General features: G+C 26.8%; 17 protein-coding genes and 1 tRNA gene. 6 read left to right on the plus strand and 12 right to left on the minus strand.

The annotated features are described in order from the left end of the window. Positions 1-8 precede the first annotated feature (8 nt). The 3 genes from H0H47_RS01170 to H0H47_RS01180 form a co-directional block, all read right to left on the minus strand. Positions 9-434, minus strand: coding sequence for a hypothetical protein (locus H0H47_RS01170; protein WP_185866214.1), 426 nt, complete (start codon positions 432-434; stop codon positions 9-11). A 7-nt stretch (positions 435-441) separates the two neighbouring features. Continuing rightward, a complete protein-coding gene (gene rpsT, locus H0H47_RS01175; RefSeq protein WP_185866215.1) occupies positions 442-681 on the minus strand; it encodes a 30S ribosomal protein S20 in 240 nt (79 codons plus the stop codon). Between the two features lie 20 nt (positions 682-701). Continuing rightward, positions 702-773, minus strand: a tRNA-Glu gene (locus H0H47_RS01180). Between the two features lie 335 nt (positions 774-1,108). On the opposite strand from H0H47_RS01180, the gene H0H47_RS03140 reads away from it, so the two are divergent. After that, positions 1,109-1,459, plus strand: coding sequence for a C40 family peptidase (locus tag H0H47_RS03140; protein ID WP_238785097.1), 351 nt, complete (start codon positions 1,109-1,111; stop codon positions 1,457-1,459). Here H0H47_RS03140 and H0H47_RS01190 read toward each other — a convergent pair. The 4 genes from H0H47_RS01190 to H0H47_RS01205 are packed head-to-tail and all read right to left on the minus strand — an operon-like array spanning position 1,450 to position 4,892. Beyond that, positions 1,450-2,700, minus strand: coding sequence for a 3-phosphoshikimate 1-carboxyvinyltransferase (locus tag H0H47_RS01190; protein WP_185866216.1), 1,251 nt, complete (start codon positions 2,698-2,700; stop codon positions 1,450-1,452). The genes H0H47_RS03140 and H0H47_RS01190 overlap by 10 nt on opposite strands. A 3-nt stretch (positions 2,701-2,703) precedes the next feature. After that, positions 2,704-3,033, minus strand: a complete 330-nt coding sequence (locus tag H0H47_RS01195) for a MazG nucleotide pyrophosphohydrolase domain-containing protein (protein ID WP_185866217.1) — start codon at positions 3,031-3,033, stop codon at positions 2,704-2,706. A 3-nt stretch (positions 3,034-3,036) separates the two neighbouring features. Beyond that, positions 3,037-4,005, minus strand: coding sequence for a transketolase family protein (locus H0H47_RS01200; RefSeq protein ID WP_185866218.1), 969 nt, complete (start codon positions 4,003-4,005; stop codon positions 3,037-3,039). 23 nt (positions 4,006-4,028) lie between these two features. Continuing rightward, a complete protein-coding gene (locus H0H47_RS01205) occupies positions 4,029-4,892 on the minus strand; it encodes a transketolase (protein ID WP_185866219.1) in 864 nt (287 codons plus the stop codon). A gap of 93 nt (positions 4,893-4,985) precedes the next feature. On the opposite strand from H0H47_RS01205, the gene smpB reads away from it, so the two are divergent. Continuing rightward, on the plus strand, positions 4,986-5,435 hold the full coding sequence (gene smpB / locus H0H47_RS01210) for an SsrA-binding protein SmpB (RefSeq protein WP_185866220.1): 450 nt from the start codon (positions 4,986-4,988) through the stop codon (positions 5,433-5,435). A 56-nt stretch (positions 5,436-5,491) separates the two neighbouring features. After that, a complete protein-coding gene (locus H0H47_RS01215) occupies positions 5,492-6,724 on the plus strand; it encodes an OmpA family protein (protein WP_185866221.1) in 1,233 nt (410 codons plus the stop codon). A 39-nt stretch (positions 6,725-6,763) separates the two neighbouring features. On the opposite strand, the gene tatC is transcribed toward H0H47_RS01215, so the two are convergent. Further along, on the minus strand, positions 6,764-7,564 hold the full coding sequence (gene tatC / locus H0H47_RS01220) for a twin-arginine translocase subunit TatC (protein ID WP_185866222.1): 801 nt from the start codon (positions 7,562-7,564) through the stop codon (positions 6,764-6,766). A gap of 81 nt (positions 7,565-7,645) precedes the next feature. On the opposite strand from tatC, the gene H0H47_RS01225 reads away from it, so the two are divergent. Beyond that, a complete protein-coding gene (locus H0H47_RS01225) occupies positions 7,646-8,662 on the plus strand; it encodes a redox-regulated ATPase YchF (protein WP_185866223.1) in 1,017 nt (338 codons plus the stop codon). Here the strand turns inward: H0H47_RS01225 and H0H47_RS01230 are convergent. Both H0H47_RS01230 and dapF read right to left on the minus strand, forming a co-directional pair. Further along, entirely contained in the window at positions 8,652-9,737 is a 1,086-nt protein-coding gene (locus tag H0H47_RS01230; RefSeq protein ID WP_455737537.1) for a M42 family peptidase, read from the minus strand. The two genes, H0H47_RS01225 and H0H47_RS01230, sit on opposite strands and share 11 nt — an antisense overlap. A 2-nt stretch (positions 9,738-9,739) precedes the next feature. Further along, on the minus strand, positions 9,740-10,552 hold the full coding sequence (dapF, locus tag H0H47_RS01235; RefSeq protein ID WP_185866225.1) for a diaminopimelate epimerase: 813 nt from the start codon (positions 10,550-10,552) through the stop codon (positions 9,740-9,742). Between the two features lie 79 nt (positions 10,553-10,631). Here dapF and H0H47_RS01240 point away from each other — a divergent pair, with 79 nt between their 5' ends. Continuing rightward, positions 10,632-12,134, plus strand: a complete 1,503-nt coding sequence (locus H0H47_RS01240; RefSeq protein ID WP_185866226.1) for a Do family serine endopeptidase — start codon at positions 10,632-10,634, stop codon at positions 12,132-12,134. Here H0H47_RS01240 and H0H47_RS01245 read toward each other — a convergent pair. Continuing rightward, the gene (locus tag H0H47_RS01245; protein ID WP_185866227.1) at positions 12,131-13,201 is read right to left on the minus strand and encodes an LptF/LptG family permease; all 1,071 of its coding nucleotides are present in this window, start codon (positions 13,199-13,201) and stop codon (positions 12,131-12,133) included. The genes H0H47_RS01240 and H0H47_RS01245 overlap by 4 nt on opposite strands. Next, on the minus strand, positions 13,198-14,322 hold the full coding sequence (tgt, locus tag H0H47_RS01250) for a tRNA guanosine(34) transglycosylase Tgt (protein WP_185866228.1): 1,125 nt from the start codon (positions 14,320-14,322) through the stop codon (positions 13,198-13,200). The genes H0H47_RS01245 and tgt overlap by 4 nt, the downstream gene beginning before the upstream one ends. Before the next feature lie 84 nt (positions 14,323-14,406). Here tgt and rsmH point away from each other — a divergent pair, with 84 nt between their 5' ends. Then, positions 14,407-15,297, plus strand: coding sequence for a 16S rRNA (cytosine(1402)-N(4))-methyltransferase RsmH (gene rsmH / locus H0H47_RS01255; protein ID WP_185866300.1), 891 nt, complete (start codon positions 14,407-14,409; stop codon positions 15,295-15,297). The last annotated feature ends 27 nt before the right edge of the window (positions 15,298-15,324 follow it).

The raw sequence follows: 15,324 nt of genomic DNA on the forward strand, positions 1-15,324 counted from the left end.
TATAAAATTTAATTATTGAAAGGAAAACGAATCATTATGGTCAATACAGATAAAAAAAACAAAAATAAAATCGTATTAGTAATTTTTCCTTTTTGATATAATTTATTGTAGAAAAAAATGAATATCAAAAACCCAATCATCATCATAATTGGATGTTCTATAAATTTAAAACGATTTTTTTCTTGTTTTAAAATCTGAATCATTCCATTATTCTTGTATAAAGAAAAAAAGTAGGAATTAATTAGCAATAAACCGATAAAAATTTGAATAATCATAGTGAATACGGTCCCATTCAATATAATTTTAAAAAAAAACGTTCCTTCATTAACTTTTAGTCCGTAACATTTTCTCCATAAAAGATGGATCATTAGCATGACTAAAAAAGTAAGAACTAAAAAAGCTGTGTAATGATGGAATTTTAAAAAATATTTCATGCAAAAATCAATTAGAAAATAATTTTCTATTGAATTTTTTTTTCAATCTAGATGCTTTATTAACATGTATAATATTTTTTTTAGCTAATTTATCTATCATAGAAATTACAATATAATGTTTTTCCTTGTTTTTTTCTTTTAATAATTTTTTCATGGATGTTTTTGTGCTCTTATATGCATATTTGTTACGTAAACGTCTAGTATAGTTTTGTCTAATTCTTTTTAGAGAAGATAAATGATTTGCCATAATCACTAAAATTATAGTAGTAGCCCATAGGGGAATCGAACCCCTCTTTCCAGGATGAAAACCTGACGTCCTAACCAATAGACGAATGGGCCTGATCAAAAAAATAGGAATACAAATTAAATTTTTTTTGTATTTAATACAAGTATTTTGTTTATATTTGGTAAGCTATTGGAATTTCTTTTAAATAGTAAAAAATATCTTTGTTATAAACTCTAAAATTGTTTTACTTATAGTTTTTTATTATCATTTTATTTCTTTTTCATTATATGGAAATATAGAACATAAAAAAAAATATGAAAGAATTTTTTCCAGAAAAAAAAAGGAAACGCCATACAGTAATAACTGTAAAAATTATTTTCAAATCATTAATCAAAAACTTTTTTTTAAGGAGAAAACAGAATGTATTATAGAAAAAGCTAAAAATTATATGTTTACTCCATATCTATATGGAGGAAAGACTAAAACAGGAATAGATTGTTCTTCTTTTATAAAAAATATTTTCGATTCTTATAAAATATCTTTACCACGTATTTCTTATCATCAAGCCAAAAAAGGTTTTTTCGTTCCTAAAAAACAAATAGGAAAAGGAGATCTATTATTTTTTGCTACAGGAACGTCTAGAAAAATAAATCATGTAGGAATGGTAATCCACGTTAGTCCCAGAAATGTATTTTTCATTCATGCTTCTACGTCTAATGGTGTAACTATCTCTCAATTATATCAAAAATACTGGAGTCATCGATTTATTATGGCAAGAAGAATTCTTTATTATTCATGATAATCAATTGAAAATCCTAAAAATTTTAAATCTTTCCAAAAGTTAGGATATGATTTTTCGACAACATTTGGATCCTCTATTTGTAAAAAAGAAGAACATAATCCAAATGGAGAAAAAGACATTGCCATTCTGTGATCCTGATAGGTTTTTATTCTTACAAAAGAATTGATTTTTTTAGAAAAAAAATCAGTGATCTCTAGACAAGAATCTGTAATTTTTGTTATTACTCCAAATTTTAATAATTCTTCTTTTAATGCTTTCAGCCTATCTGTTTCTTTAATTTTTAATGTCTCCAATCCTTTTAAACTACATTTGATTCCAAGTGCAGCACAAGTAACAACAATAGTTTGTGCAATATCTGGAGTTTTATTTAAATTTAATTCAATGAATTTTTGGGAAAAAAAATTAAATTTTTTATTTAACGTAATTGCATTTTTTTCAAAAACAGTAGAAACCCCAAAATTTTTATCATATATAGAAGCAACTTTTCTATCTCCTTGTAAACTTTCATTGCTATATGAAGATAAAGTAATGTGACTTTTTCTTGAAATCGCCACCATAGAATAGTAGTAAGAAGCAGAGCTCCAATCTGATTCTATATAAAAGTATTTTTTTCCTTCATATTTTTTTGGATAGATATGGATTACTTTTTCTTTCCAAGAAGTTTTTACTCCTGATAAAGTTAGTAAATCAAAAGTCATTTTGATATATGGAATAGATGTAATATTTCCTTTTAGATAAATTTCGAGTCCTTTTTCAAATTGACTTGATATTAACATCAAAGAACTAATATATTGACTACTGATTTTGGCATCTATATCTATTTTTCCTCCTAAAATTTTTTTTCCAAGAATTTTTATTGGAGGATATCCCTTCTTTTCCAAATAATAAATTTCAGATCCTAGTTCTCTTAGAGCTTCTACAAGTACAGAAATAGGTCTTTCTTTCATTCTATTTGATCCTGTTAAAACGATTTCTTTTCCCTCTTGGATAGCGAAATAAGAGGTCAAAAAACGCATAGCAGTTCCAGCATGATGAATATCTAATATGTTAGAAGTACTATTTAAACTTTTTTTTAAGACTTCTGTATCTTCAGAATTTGAAATATTTTCAATCTGAATATCGTCCTTATAAATGGCCTTTAAAATTAAAAGACGATTAGACACACTTTTAGATCCAGTTATAGATATAGAACCGAATAAAGAACTTTTTTCTTTATAAATCTTAATGTAAGAAGACATATTTTACTTTAATTTTTCATTTTCATGGTGTCTCATATGATCTCTAATTTGTTTTTTCTTTAGTTTTTTGTGAAAAGATTTTTCTAAATTAATTCCATTTTGATTCGCTAAACAAACTAGAACAAACAAAACATCTGATAATTCTTCTCCAAGATCCTCATTTTTTTGACAATTTTTTTTATTAGATTGTTCTCCATAGTGTCTAGCAATAATTCTAGAAACTTCACCGACTTCTTCCGATAAAAGAATAGTGTTGGTCAATACGTCAAAATAACGAACTCCATGATTCATAATCCAATTATGAACTAATTTTTGTATATTTTTGATTTCCAAATTTTATTGTTTTTTCTTTTTTTTCAATAAAGACTTTACGTTATTGACAATAGAATCACGATCAACATTATATTTTTTCAAAAGTTCCATGGGTTTTCCACTTTCTCCAAAAATATCATTAACAGCTACTAAATTTTGAGGAACATAACATTTATGAGTGGTAAGTATTCTTGCTATACTCTCTCCTAATCCTCCCCAATAATTGTGTTCTTCTGCAGTTACAATACATTTTGTTTTATTTACAGATTTTAAAATTGATTCTTCATCCAACGGTTTGATCGTATGAATATTAAGAACTTCACATTCTATTCCTTTTTCTTTGTACAAAATTTTAGAAGCTTCTAGAGATTCCCATACTAAATGTCCTGTGCAAACAATGGTAACATCTTTTCCTTCTGTTAAAAGAACAGCCTTTCCGATTTCAAATATTTGATCTTCATCTGTAAAATTAGCTACAGCAGGACGTCCAAAACGTAAATATACTGGACCTAAATAATTAGCTATAGCCAAAGTCGCAGCATAAGTTTGATTGTAATCACACGTATTAATAACTGTCATTCCAGGCAACATTTTCATCATTCCAATATCTTCTAAACTTTGATGTGTCGCTCCATCTTCTCCTAAAGTTAATCCAGAATGAGAAGCACATATTTTTACGTTTTTATAAGAATAAGCAATAGATTGACGTATTTGATCGTATACACGGGATGTAGCAAAATTAGCAAACGTTCCAGCAAAAGGAATGTATTTTCCAATGCTTAGTCCAGCTGCTATTCCAATCATATTTGCTTCTGCTATTCCTATTTGGAAAAATCTTTCTGGAAATTCTTTAGAAAACTGATTCATAAACAAAGAGCTAGTCAAATCTGCACACAATGCTACCACTTGATTATTTGTTCTTCCCAAAAAAGTCAATGCTTGACCAAAACCAGCTCTAGTTTCTTTTAGCCCTTTATTTTTATATTTTTTCATATACTACATTTGTTTTTTTTTAATCAATCAGATAAAGGATAATCTAATAAAGATGTTTCATGAATTTGAGATAAAGCTCTTTCTAATTCTTCTTTATTAGGATATTTTCCATGCCATGCATTGTTTCCTTCCATAAAATCTACACCCTTTCCCATTTGAGTATATAATATAATTAAAACAGGTTTTCTTTTTCCAGTTTCATTTTTTGCTTTTTTTAAAACATCAATCACTTTTTCAATATTATTTCCTTCTAATTCTTCTAAAACTTTCCAATTGAACGATTCAAATTTTTTTTTCAAATTACCAAGAGGTAATACTTCATCTGTTGTTCCATCTATTTGTTGTCCATTATAATCAACAGTTGCTATATAATTATCTATATTTCTAGATCCTGCATATAATACAGATTCCCAAATTTGTCCTTCATTTAACTCTCCATCTCCATGTAAACTATAAATAATGCTATGAAATTCTTTATTTAATTTTTTTGACAAAGCTGCACCAATAGCTACAGACATTCCTTGTCCTAGAGAACCCGAGGAAATGCGTATTCCGGGGAGTCCTCCATGTACAGAGGGATGTCCTTGTAAACGTGAATTTAACTTTCTGAAAGTAGATAATTCTTTTACTGAAAAAAAACCAGAACGAGCCAGTATACTATAGTAAACAGGGGAAATGTGTCCATTAGATAGAAAAAAAAGGTCTTCTCCTTCTCCATCCATAGAAAATTTTTTTGAACTATAATGCATTATCTCTTTATATAAAGCGACAAAATATTCTGTGCAACCCAAAGATCCTCCTGGATGCCCAGATTTTGCATCATTGACCATTCGTAGAATATCTCTTCTCACTTGAGAACATAAATCCTTTAAATAACGTACATTCATTTTTTTTTTTTGAAAAAATTTTTGTTTGTATATTTTCGTAATTTCGTTTAATTATCTTATACATCTTATACAAAAGTAAGAATTAATTAAATTATGAGTATTCTAAATAGAAAAGCAAGATTTCAATATCAGTTTTTAGAACATTATACAGCTGGAATACAACTTCTTGGTACTGAAGTGAAATCAATCAGACAAAATAAAGCTAATATCATGGAAAGTTTTTGCCAAATGAAAAATGGAGAATTGTTTTCTATGAATATGTACATAGCCGAATACAAATTCGGAACAAACTGTAATCATTCAAGCAGAAGAGAAAGAAAATTATTATTGAAAAAAAAAGAATTGATAAAAATAGATAAAAAATTGAAAAACAAAGGATTAACTGTTGTCCCCATTGAATTATTTTTTAATAATAAGGGATATATAAAAGTAAAAATAGTTTTGGCTAAGGGAAAAAAAATATATGATAAACGTGAATCTTTGCGAAAAAGAGATTCTTTGAGAGAAATTAAACAATCTTTAAAAATTAAAAATTGTATTTAATTTATTTTTGAAATCAAATATTTATATTTGTTTAGATTCAAAGAAATTATAGTTTTATGAAAAACGTCAATTTTTTTATTATTGCTTTATTCGCTTTTTTTTCGTCTGTGTTTTCTCAAGATTCGTCTCAAGATTCGAAAGAAAAATGGACTGTTCGAATAGGAGCACACGACATTAATTATTTTCCTATAAAATCTCCTTTTAAAGGTTTTTTTCTTAAAAAGAATAATAGTTTTAATCCTATTATTTCTAATATAGAATTAGAGCATAATGTAAAAAAACATATTGGTTTATATTTAAATGCATCATTAGGTTTGGCTGACAATAACAGATGGAGAATAGGAAAGTGTACTTTCGTAAAATTGAGTCATGGGGTAAATTTATACATTTTCCCTCATCACAAATTTGATCCCTATTTGCGATTAGGTGCAGGGTACCATAAATTTAATGGATATATAGATAGAGAATTAAGAATTTCAGATACCAAGTATTTTAAAACAAATAAGAAGGATTTTTTTGTATTAGATGGTGGATTAGGTTTAAATTTTTGGATAGTTTCTAATTTTGGGGTTAACTTACAAAGTACTTATAACCAAGTTTTTGCCTATCAATCGAGTGACTTTCTAAATTTTTGGAAACATAATGTAGGAGTCGTTTTCCGTTTTGGAAATTTCAAGCTTGCAGAGGATAATAAGGATAAAAATCAAGAAAACAAAAAAATAGTAGAAATTAATAAAGATCATTCTTATTTACCACCAATAATGGAAGATAAAAAAGAAGAAGAAAAAATTTGTTGTCAGAATAAAAATCAAAAAGATTCAGATAATGATGGAATTTTAGATCAAGAAGATTTATGTCCCAATCAATTTGGATTAAAAAAATTCAAGGGTTGTCCTGATACCGATTCAGATAATATTCCGGATAATGAAGATAAATGTCCTAAAGAATTCGGAAAAAAAGAAAATAAGGGATGCCCTGATATAGTTTTTAACCCTGTTTTATTTAATTTAGATAAATTTTCATTATCCCATAGTTCTATAGCTGTTGTTAATGAAATAGCTGAAATAATGATTAATAGACTTCCAAATTCTAAATTCTATATAAATGGATATGCAGATGCTCATGGAAAACTCTATTATAACAAAAAATTGTCTATAAAAAGAGCAAATTCAGTATTTGATGTTTTAGTTTCGAAAGGAGTAGATCCTTCTAGAATAGAAGTGAGAGGATTGGTAGGAAAAAAATATAACAAAAAAGGACGACGTGTTGAAATAACAATACGAAAATAATAGCAATACGAAAATCATGAATAAAAAAACCTCTTGGAATCAAGAGGTTTTTTTATTTGCGGAAAACGATACATATATACTTACTTGATAAAGAAGGAACAGTGGAATGAAAACGACTATCGTGCTTAAAATATCTCCAGGTGTAATAGCAGAAGCTATAATTAACATTATAAGAAAAGCATGTTTTCTGTATTTTTTTAAAAAATTATAAGAAATTAATTCAATTTTAGTAAGAATAAATATGAAAAATGGAAATAAAAAAATAATTCCCATAGACAGTACAGAATTTATGATCAAAGAGATATAATCCGATAAATCAAATATATTTTTTGGAACGTAACTTATTCTAAAAGAATATCCAAATTGAATTAAAAATGGACATAACACAAAATAACCAAAAAGAACTCCTAATCCAAATAGAATGGTTACTATTATCAGTATTCCTCTGAAATACTTTTTTTCTTCATCCGAAAGAGCAGGTCTAATAAATTTCCAAAACTCATAAAAAACATAAGGAAACGATAAAATAACTCCTCCTATAAAACAAGTCCATACATAAATGTTGAATTGTCCAAATATTTGTCTATTTTGTATTTCCAAATCTCTAGAAAAAAAAGAAACAGGATTCAAATGAATGCCTAAAAAGGTATTTGTTAATTTATAAAATATACGGTAAGTAATGAAATTCTTTTTGGATGGACCAAAAATGATATAATCAAATATAATATCTTTATTATTCATTAAAATAATCATTGCAATGATTATTGCACAAAAACAGTGAATAATATGTTTTCTCAGTTCTCCAATGTGTTTCCAAAACGACATTTTATTTTCTTTCATTTATCAAAATTGATAATTAAAAATGATTAAATTTATCACAATATTGATAAAATTTGTAATTTCAATGTTAAAATTAAATTAATGAAATGTGGGATTATTGGTCTTCCAAATACAGGAAAATCAAAATTTTTTAACTTTATTTCTAACTCAAAAGCTTTATCAGAAAATTTTCCTTTTTGTACTATAGAACCCAATTATGGAATGACAAAAGTTCCAGATAAAAGACTATATGAACTCAAAGAAATTATTCAACCAATAAATTCAATTCCATCCGAAATCAAAATAGTAGATATAGCTGGCCTTATAAAAGGATCTCATAAAGGAGATGGATTGGGAAATAAATTTTTGTCTCATGTTCGTGAAACAAATGTAATCATCCATATGATACGTTTTTTTAACGACACGAACGTTATCCATGTAGAAGGATCTATAAATCCTATTAGAGACAAAGAAATTATTGATATGGAATTACAATTAAAAGATCTAGAAACAATAGAAAGTAGATTAAAAAAAATCACAAGAAAAGACAAAATGGATAGATCTATAAATACACTCCAAAAAGTTTTTTCTTTCTTAAAAAAAGGAAATAATATTAGAATGTATCCATTTCAAGAAGAAGAAAAAAAACATATAAAGGATTTGCAATTATTAACTATCAAACCTGTTCTTTATATATGTAATACTGATGAAAAATTAAATGATAAGACTCTTTTCCATATAAAAAATCTGAAAAAGATAGCAGAGATGGAAAATTCCCCTTTGGTGGTTTTACCTTTGAAAAAAAATTTAATTTTCTATGAAGTTGAAAAAGTTCTGAAAGAATCCTATAAATTATTAAACTTGCAAAGTTTTTTTACGATAGGAAAAGAAGAAATACGAGCTTGGGCTATACCCAATCAATGTACAGCTTATGAAGCTTCTTCTGTCATTCATACGGATTTTAAAAAAGGATTTATCAAAGCAGAAGTCATTCATTATAATGATTTTATCAAATATAGATCAGAAGAAAAAGTAAAAAAAGCGGGAAAAATTTTTCTGGCAGGAAAAAATTATCTTATTCAAGATGGAGATATCATTCGTTTTCGATTTAATCGATAAAAAATTTTTTAGAGTTATTAATTTCTTGTAACGTTTCAAAAATTAATAATATAGTTTTTTCCACATCTTTTTTATGAACCATTTCTACTGTAGTATGCATATATTTTAGAGGAATGGATATTAAAGCAGATGTAACTCCTTTATTGGAATAAGCAAAAGCGTCTGTATCTGTTCCTGTATATCTAGATGAAACTAAACGTTGAAAGAGTATTTTTTTACTGTTAGCAGTATTAATAATAAGTTCTCTAATATCTTTTTGTATTGATGGAGCATATCCAATGACAGGTCCTAATCCACATTTAACATCTCCTTGTATTTTTTTATCAATCATAGGGCTATATGTATCATGCGTTACATCCGTAACAATAGCCATATCTGGTTGTATGGTTTGAGAAATCATTTTAGCTCCTCTCAATCCGACTTCCTCTTGAACAGAATTAACTATGTATAATCCAAATTTTAAATTAACATCATTTTTCATAATCATCTTTGCAATTTCTGCTATTATAAAACCTCCTATTTTATTATCTAATGCTCTAGATACAAAATAATTGTTATTCATAATAAAAAACTCATCAGGATAAGTAATAATACAACCTACATGAATCCCTAAATTTATTGCTTCAGTTTTACTAGAGACACCAATATCCACAAATATATTGTCTATACTAGGATATTTTTCTTCTGAAGATTTTCTTGTGTGAATAGCAGGCCATCCAAATACTCCATGAACGAATCCTTTTTCTGTATGAATAACGACTCTTTTAGATGGTGCAATTTGATGATCTGATCCTCCATTTCGAGAAACATATATAATTCCATCTTCTGTGATATAATTCACAGACCAAGATATTTCATCAACGTGAGCTTCAATAATTAATTTATATGTAGAACTCGGATTGATGATTCCTACTGCCGTTCCATACAAATCTGTTTGAATTTTTTCTACATAAGAATTAATGTAATTAATCCATATTTTTTGTCCTTCACTTTCACATCCTGTTGGGGAAGAACTATTTAAATATTTTTTAAGAAATTTTAAAGAATCACTACTAATTGAATAATTATTTTTCATATTCATATTAAAATATATCCTTGATATATAAAACACACATTTCCAGTTAAATAAATGTCTTTATATTCGTCTTTTGTTTCTTTTAATGAAACCCATAATTTTCCTCCAAGAGCATAAACTGGAATTTCTTCAATAGAGGAAATTTTATTCATTTTATATGCCGCAATGACAGAAGCCGTCACTCCTGTTCCGCAGGATAAAGTTTCGTTTTCTACTCCTCTTTCATAAGTACGAACTTGTAAAGTATTATTTTCAAGTATTTCTACAAAATTCACATTGACTCCTTTTTTCAAATAAAAATTTTGAAATCTAATTTTTCTTCCTTCTTTATACACATCTATTTTTTTGATGTTTTCTACAAAAAGTATATGATGAGGAGACCCAGTATTCAAAAAAACGTGTTCTGGATGAATTTCTATTTCATTTTTTTTTATATTTAGTAAACTCATAGAAACTAAATCCTTATCCTTGTTTTCGTTTTCTTTTATCAATCCATAATGATATCCATCTATAGCTCTAAAATGAATTTTATTTCCTCTGGAAATTCCTAATTTTTTAGCAAAATGAATGGCACATCTTCCTCCATTTCCACACATTGTACTTTCTTTTCCGTCGGAATTGTAATATTTCATATAAAAATCACTTTTAAAATCATTATCATTTTGAATCAAAATGATTCCATCTGCACCAATTCCAAAATGTCTATCACATAATTTTTTTAAAATAGGATATTCTTTTACTATTTTTTCTTTTCTAGAATCTATGAGTATGAAATCATTTCCTGTCCCATGGTACTTAAAAAAATTCAATTTCATGAAAACGAAGTTAACATTATTTTTTATAATAATAAAGTTATGAATCTTATATTTGTGCGGAATAACTAACTGTCAAAATATGAAGAGAATAGTTTTTTATATTGTACTTAGCAGTATGATGAGTTCAATCATAACCATTGCTGGATATAAACAATACACTAAAGCTAAAGAAGATCCTTTTCTTTTTCCATATGCATCTTCTTTGTCAAAAACAAAGTTAACCTCATCAGATTCTTCTCCATTAGTCAGTTCTGCTGGGGTCCCTGATTTTACTAGAGTCGTAGAAAAAACAATACATGCAGTAGTTAATGTGAAAAATTACTCAAGAAAATATAATAATCAATTTGATCCATTTGATTTCTTTTTTGGATTTCCTGATGATTATAGAGGAAAAAAACCTCAAAAAAATGACCTTCCTGGACTTCATGGATCAGGAGTAATCATATCTCCTGATGGATATATTGTAACGAATAACCATGTGATCAAAGATGCAGAAAAGATTGAAATCACTCTTAATGATCAAAGATCTTATAGGGCTAAGTTGATAGGAACAGATCCTAGCACGGATATAGCGTTATTAAAAATAAGTGATAAAAATTTACCTTTTATTTATTTTTCAGATTCTAACAAAGTTCAAATAGGAGAATGGGTTTTGGCTATCGGAAATCCTTTTGATTTAAATTCTACTGTAACAGCAGGTATTATCAGTGCAAAAAATAGAAGTTTAGGAATATTAAGAGGAGAAACACAATCAGCTATTGAATCTTTTTTTCAAACAGATGCAGCTGTCAATCCTGGAAATAGTGGAGGGGCTTTAGTTAACACCAATGGTGAATTAATTGGAATTAATACAGCTATATCTTCTTCTTCAGGAAATTTTATAGGATATAGTTTCGCTGCACCTTCTAATTTAGTGTCAAAAGTTATACAGGATATAAAAAAATATGGAACAGTACAACGTGCATATTTAGGAGTTAGAGGAATGGATCTTTCTAAAACAGAATACTTGAAAGCTTACAATAAAGAAACACATCAAAATATAAAATCACAACAAGGATTTTTAATAGGAGAAGTATTTGATCAAAGTGGAGCTTCAGATGCTGGTCTTAAAAAAGGAGATATCATAAAAAGCATAGACGGAAAAACAATACAAAATATTGCAGATTTATCATTTATTGTAGGGACAAAACATCCAGGTGATAAGGTTAAAGTAAATATTATACGTAACAAAAAGAAAAAAACTTTTAAAGTAACGTTAAAAGATTTACAAGGGAGAACAAAAATAAGAAAGAGAGAACAAATTAGTCCATCTGAATTATTAGGAGCAATATTTGAAACACTTAGTAAAGAGTCTAAAAAAGATTTTGGGATTGATTATGGAATTAGAATAAGAGAAATTAGAACTGGTCGTTTAAGTTCTATAGGGATGGAGGAAGGAGATATTATTTTATCTATTAATGGAGAAAAAATGAAAAAACCTAATGATGTTGATCGCGTTTTAAAAAAATACTCAGGAGATGTTACTATAAAATCTATTAAACAAAACGGACAAATATATATAGCAGGATTTGAAATGAATTAATTATTCCAATAAAAAAACAATGTAATTATTCCAAAAATCACATTTGGAAGCCAAACAGATAAATAAGAAGGAATATAATCTTTTACAGAATATATTTTCGTAATTTCCATAAAAAAAATATAAAAAACAGCTAATATAACTCCTATAATCATATTATGACCTATTTCTTTTTTTTTTAAAGAAAGAGATAATCCTAAAATAGTGAATATGAAAGTGGAAAAAGGTAAGCTCGTTCTTTGATAATATTCATTTAAATAAATATTGACATTTCGATTTATTTTTTCTGTTTCTATAAATTTTTTCAGTTCAGAAATATTCATAGTTTCTGCTATGTATTCTTCCGGCAAAAGTTTTTCAGGAGTAAAAGGGAATTTTTTGATTTTATAATCACCTTTAATAAAAAAATCATGATTTTTTTTTATTGTAGTCTCTCTATAATCAAACAAAACGTATACTCTATTTTTTTTGGACCAAAAAATATTTTTAGATTTCAGAATATATATTAATTTTTTACCATCAAATTTTTGATAAACAAACTCTTTTCCTATATTTTCTTTTCTTGAAAAATTTCTAATAAAAATATATTCATTATTTGAAATTTTAGCGCTTATAGTTTGATTTTTTTCGTATTTTTTTTTATATCTTGAACTCAATAAATATTGATAATGAAATTGATTTTTCCTTTTGTTAGCCATAGGAAGAAAATAATAGTTTATTAGTAAGGATACAATACCTATTATGAGAGCTGATATTAAATAAGGAATAGTTAATCTATTCAAACTTATTCCACTTGACAGAATAGCCAGAATTTCTGAATTCTTTTCTAATTTGGATGTGAAAAAAATAACAGATAAAAAAACGGAAATAGGAGAAAAAGTATTAGATAACCATATGGACCAAAAAGGATAATAAAAAATTAAAGCTTTTTTAATTGATCCTTGATTGTATTCCAAACGATGCATACGTTGAGATATGTCTATTACTATAGATAACAATTGCAGAGAAACAGTAATAAATAAAAAAGTTAACAACAGATTACGAATAATATAACGATCAAGAATTTTCATAAACGTTCTTTTAACAAAGGAGTTACCAATTTTTTCCAAGAAGAAAATTTATTCTGCATAATATGAACTCTTGCTTGTTTAATTAAATTTGAGTAAAAAGATAGGTTATGTATAGAAACGATTTCTTTTGCCAAGTTCTCTCTGGATAGAAAAAGGTGTCTTACATAAGATTTGCTATATAATTGATCTACATAAGAATTTCCTAATTCATCTAAACAGGAAAAATCTTTTTCCCATTTTTTATTTTTTATATTCATGATTCCTCTCCATGTAAATAACATTCCGTGACGTCCATTTCTTGTAGGAAGAACACAATCAAACATATCTATTCCAAGAGAGATTCCTTCCAAAATATCGACAGGATTTCCTACTCCCATTAAATATCTAGGTTTGTCTTTAGGCAAAAGATCTGTTAATAAATCAGTGATATTATGTGTTTGTTCTTTTTCTTCTCCTAAACTTAATCCACCTATGGCATACCCTTCAGCTTCTAACAAGGAAATCTCTTCTGCAGAATATTTTCTTAAATCCGTATAAATACTTCCTTGAATAATAGGGAAAAAACTTTGTTTGTAATTATATATTTCTGGATTATTTTGTAAATAGGAACAACATCTTTTTAACCAAATATGCGTTCTTTTTATAGATTTTTTAGCATATTGATGACTACAAGGAAAAGGTGGACAATCGTCAAAAGACATAATAATATCTCCTCCAATAAAACGTTGAATCTTCATAGATTTTTCCGGAGAAAAAAAATGATAGGATCCATTTATTATAGATTTAAATACTACTCCATCTTCTGTGATTTTATTCAATTTTCTCATAGAAAAAATTTGAAAACCTCCACTATCCGTTAATATAGATTCCTTCCAATTCATAAAAGAATGAATTCCACCTGCTTTATGGAATACTTCAATTCCGGGTTGTAAATATAAATGATAAGTATTTCCAAGAATTATTTTTGATATTTTATTCAGATCATGTATTGGAACAGTCTTTACATAACCTTTTGAAGCTACTGGCATAAAAATAGGAGTTTCTATTTTCCCATGATCTGTTTCTAAAATTCCAGCTCTTGCTTTAGAAAAAAAATCCGTTTTAATTAAATTAAATTTCATTTGAAAAAAAATTTTTTAAATTTTAAGATGCAACATATATTGAATAAAAAAAAAAAAATGGGATTTCGACATTTTTACTCCCATATTCACTCCCATCATGAGCCAGTTCTTTTAAAAGAAAGTATAGAAAATTTAATTACAGATCAAAATGGAATTTATATAGATGCAACATTTGGTGGAGGAGGACATTCTTATTCTATTTTAAAAAAATTAAATAAAGGAGGAACTTTAATAGCTTTTGATCAGGATAAAGAATCTATAAAAAGGAATTTTATTGAGGATAAACGTTTTCATCTATTTCATAATAATTTTATTCATATTCGTGATATTTTAAATAAAAATCATATCGAAAAAGTATCAGGAATATTAGCAGATTTAGGTATTTCATCTTTACAAATAGAGAATCCTGAAAGAGGATTTTCAAATCAATTAAATTGTCCTTTAGATATGAGAATGAATCAGGATTCTTCTTATTCTGCTCAAAATGTTCTTAACGAATGTTCAAAAAAAGAGTTATTTAATATATTTTATGAATATGGAGAATTTAAAAATGCAAGAAAAATTGTGAAAAAAATACTCAAAAAACGTTTTCAAAAAAAAATTACTACTACTTTGGATTTAATTAATCTTTTTTTCATTCATGGATCTTTCAAAAAAAGAAAAAGGTTTTTTGCTAGACTTTTCCAATCAATACGAATAGAAGTGAATAATGAAATAAACATTTTAAAGGATTTTTTATTGGAATCTTCTAAAATTATACGACCAGGAGGCAGAATAGCTATAATTTCATATCATTCTCTTGAAGATAGAATCACAAAATTTTTTTTCAAAAAGGGAATTTTATTAAATAAAATAAACTTAAGAACTCTTCCATTCAGAATGATACATAAAAAAGTAATTAAACCAAGCCTTCAGGAAATCATAAGAAATCCAAGATCCAGAAGTGCTAGATTAAGAATAGCGGAAAAATCTTAATAATTATTCTCAAATAAAATGAAAAAA

Source organism: Blattabacterium cuenoti (genome assembly GCF_014252075.1).
GTDB classification, from domain to species: Bacteria; Bacteroidota; Bacteroidia; order Flavobacteriales; family Blattabacteriaceae; genus Blattabacterium; species Blattabacterium cuenoti_AC.

Excerpts from the sequence above, each read along its gene's own strand:
- rpsT (WP_185866215.1), bottom strand. The coding sequence starts at position 681 with ATGGCAAATCATTTATCTTCTCTAAAAAGAATTAGACAAAACTATACT.
- H0H47_RS01225 (WP_185866223.1), top strand. The coding sequence starts at position 7,646 with ATGAAATGTGGGATTATTGGTCTTCCAAATACAGGAAAATCAAAATTT.
- H0H47_RS01190 (WP_185866216.1), bottom strand. The coding sequence starts at position 2,700 with ATGTCTTCTTACATTAAGATTTATAAAGAAAAAAGTTCTTTATTCGGT.
- H0H47_RS01230 (WP_455737537.1), bottom strand. The coding sequence starts at position 9,737 with ATGAAAAATAATTATTCAATTAGTAGTGATTCTTTAAAATTTCTTAAA.
- H0H47_RS01245 (WP_185866227.1), bottom strand. The coding sequence starts at position 13,201 with ATGAAAATTCTTGATCGTTATATTATTCGTAATCTGTTGTTAACTTTT.
- tatC (WP_185866222.1), bottom strand. The coding sequence starts at position 7,564 with ATGAAAGAAAATAAAATGTCGTTTTGGAAACACATTGGAGAACTGAGA.
- H0H47_RS01240 (WP_185866226.1), top strand. The coding sequence starts at position 10,632 with ATGAAGAGAATAGTTTTTTATATTGTACTTAGCAGTATGATGAGTTCA.
- H0H47_RS01205 (WP_185866219.1), bottom strand. The coding sequence starts at position 4,892 with ATGAATGTACGTTATTTAAAGGATTTATGTTCTCAAGTGAGAAGAGAT.
- H0H47_RS01170 (WP_185866214.1), bottom strand. The coding sequence starts at position 434 with ATGAAATATTTTTTAAAATTCCATCATTACACAGCTTTTTTAGTTCTT.
- dapF (WP_185866225.1), bottom strand. The coding sequence starts at position 10,552 with ATGAAATTGAATTTTTTTAAGTACCATGGGACAGGAAATGATTTCATA.
- H0H47_RS03140 (WP_238785097.1), top strand. The coding sequence starts at position 1,109 with ATGTTTACTCCATATCTATATGGAGGAAAGACTAAAACAGGAATAGAT.
- H0H47_RS01200 (WP_185866218.1), bottom strand. The coding sequence starts at position 4,005 with ATGAAAAAATATAAAAATAAAGGGCTAAAAGAAACTAGAGCTGGTTTT.
- tgt (WP_185866228.1), bottom strand. The coding sequence starts at position 14,322 with ATGAAATTTAATTTAATTAAAACGGATTTTTTTTCTAAAGCAAGAGCT.
- H0H47_RS01215 (WP_185866221.1), top strand. The coding sequence starts at position 5,492 with ATGAAAAACGTCAATTTTTTTATTATTGCTTTATTCGCTTTTTTTTCG.
- smpB (WP_185866220.1), top strand. The coding sequence starts at position 4,986 with ATGAGTATTCTAAATAGAAAAGCAAGATTTCAATATCAGTTTTTAGAA.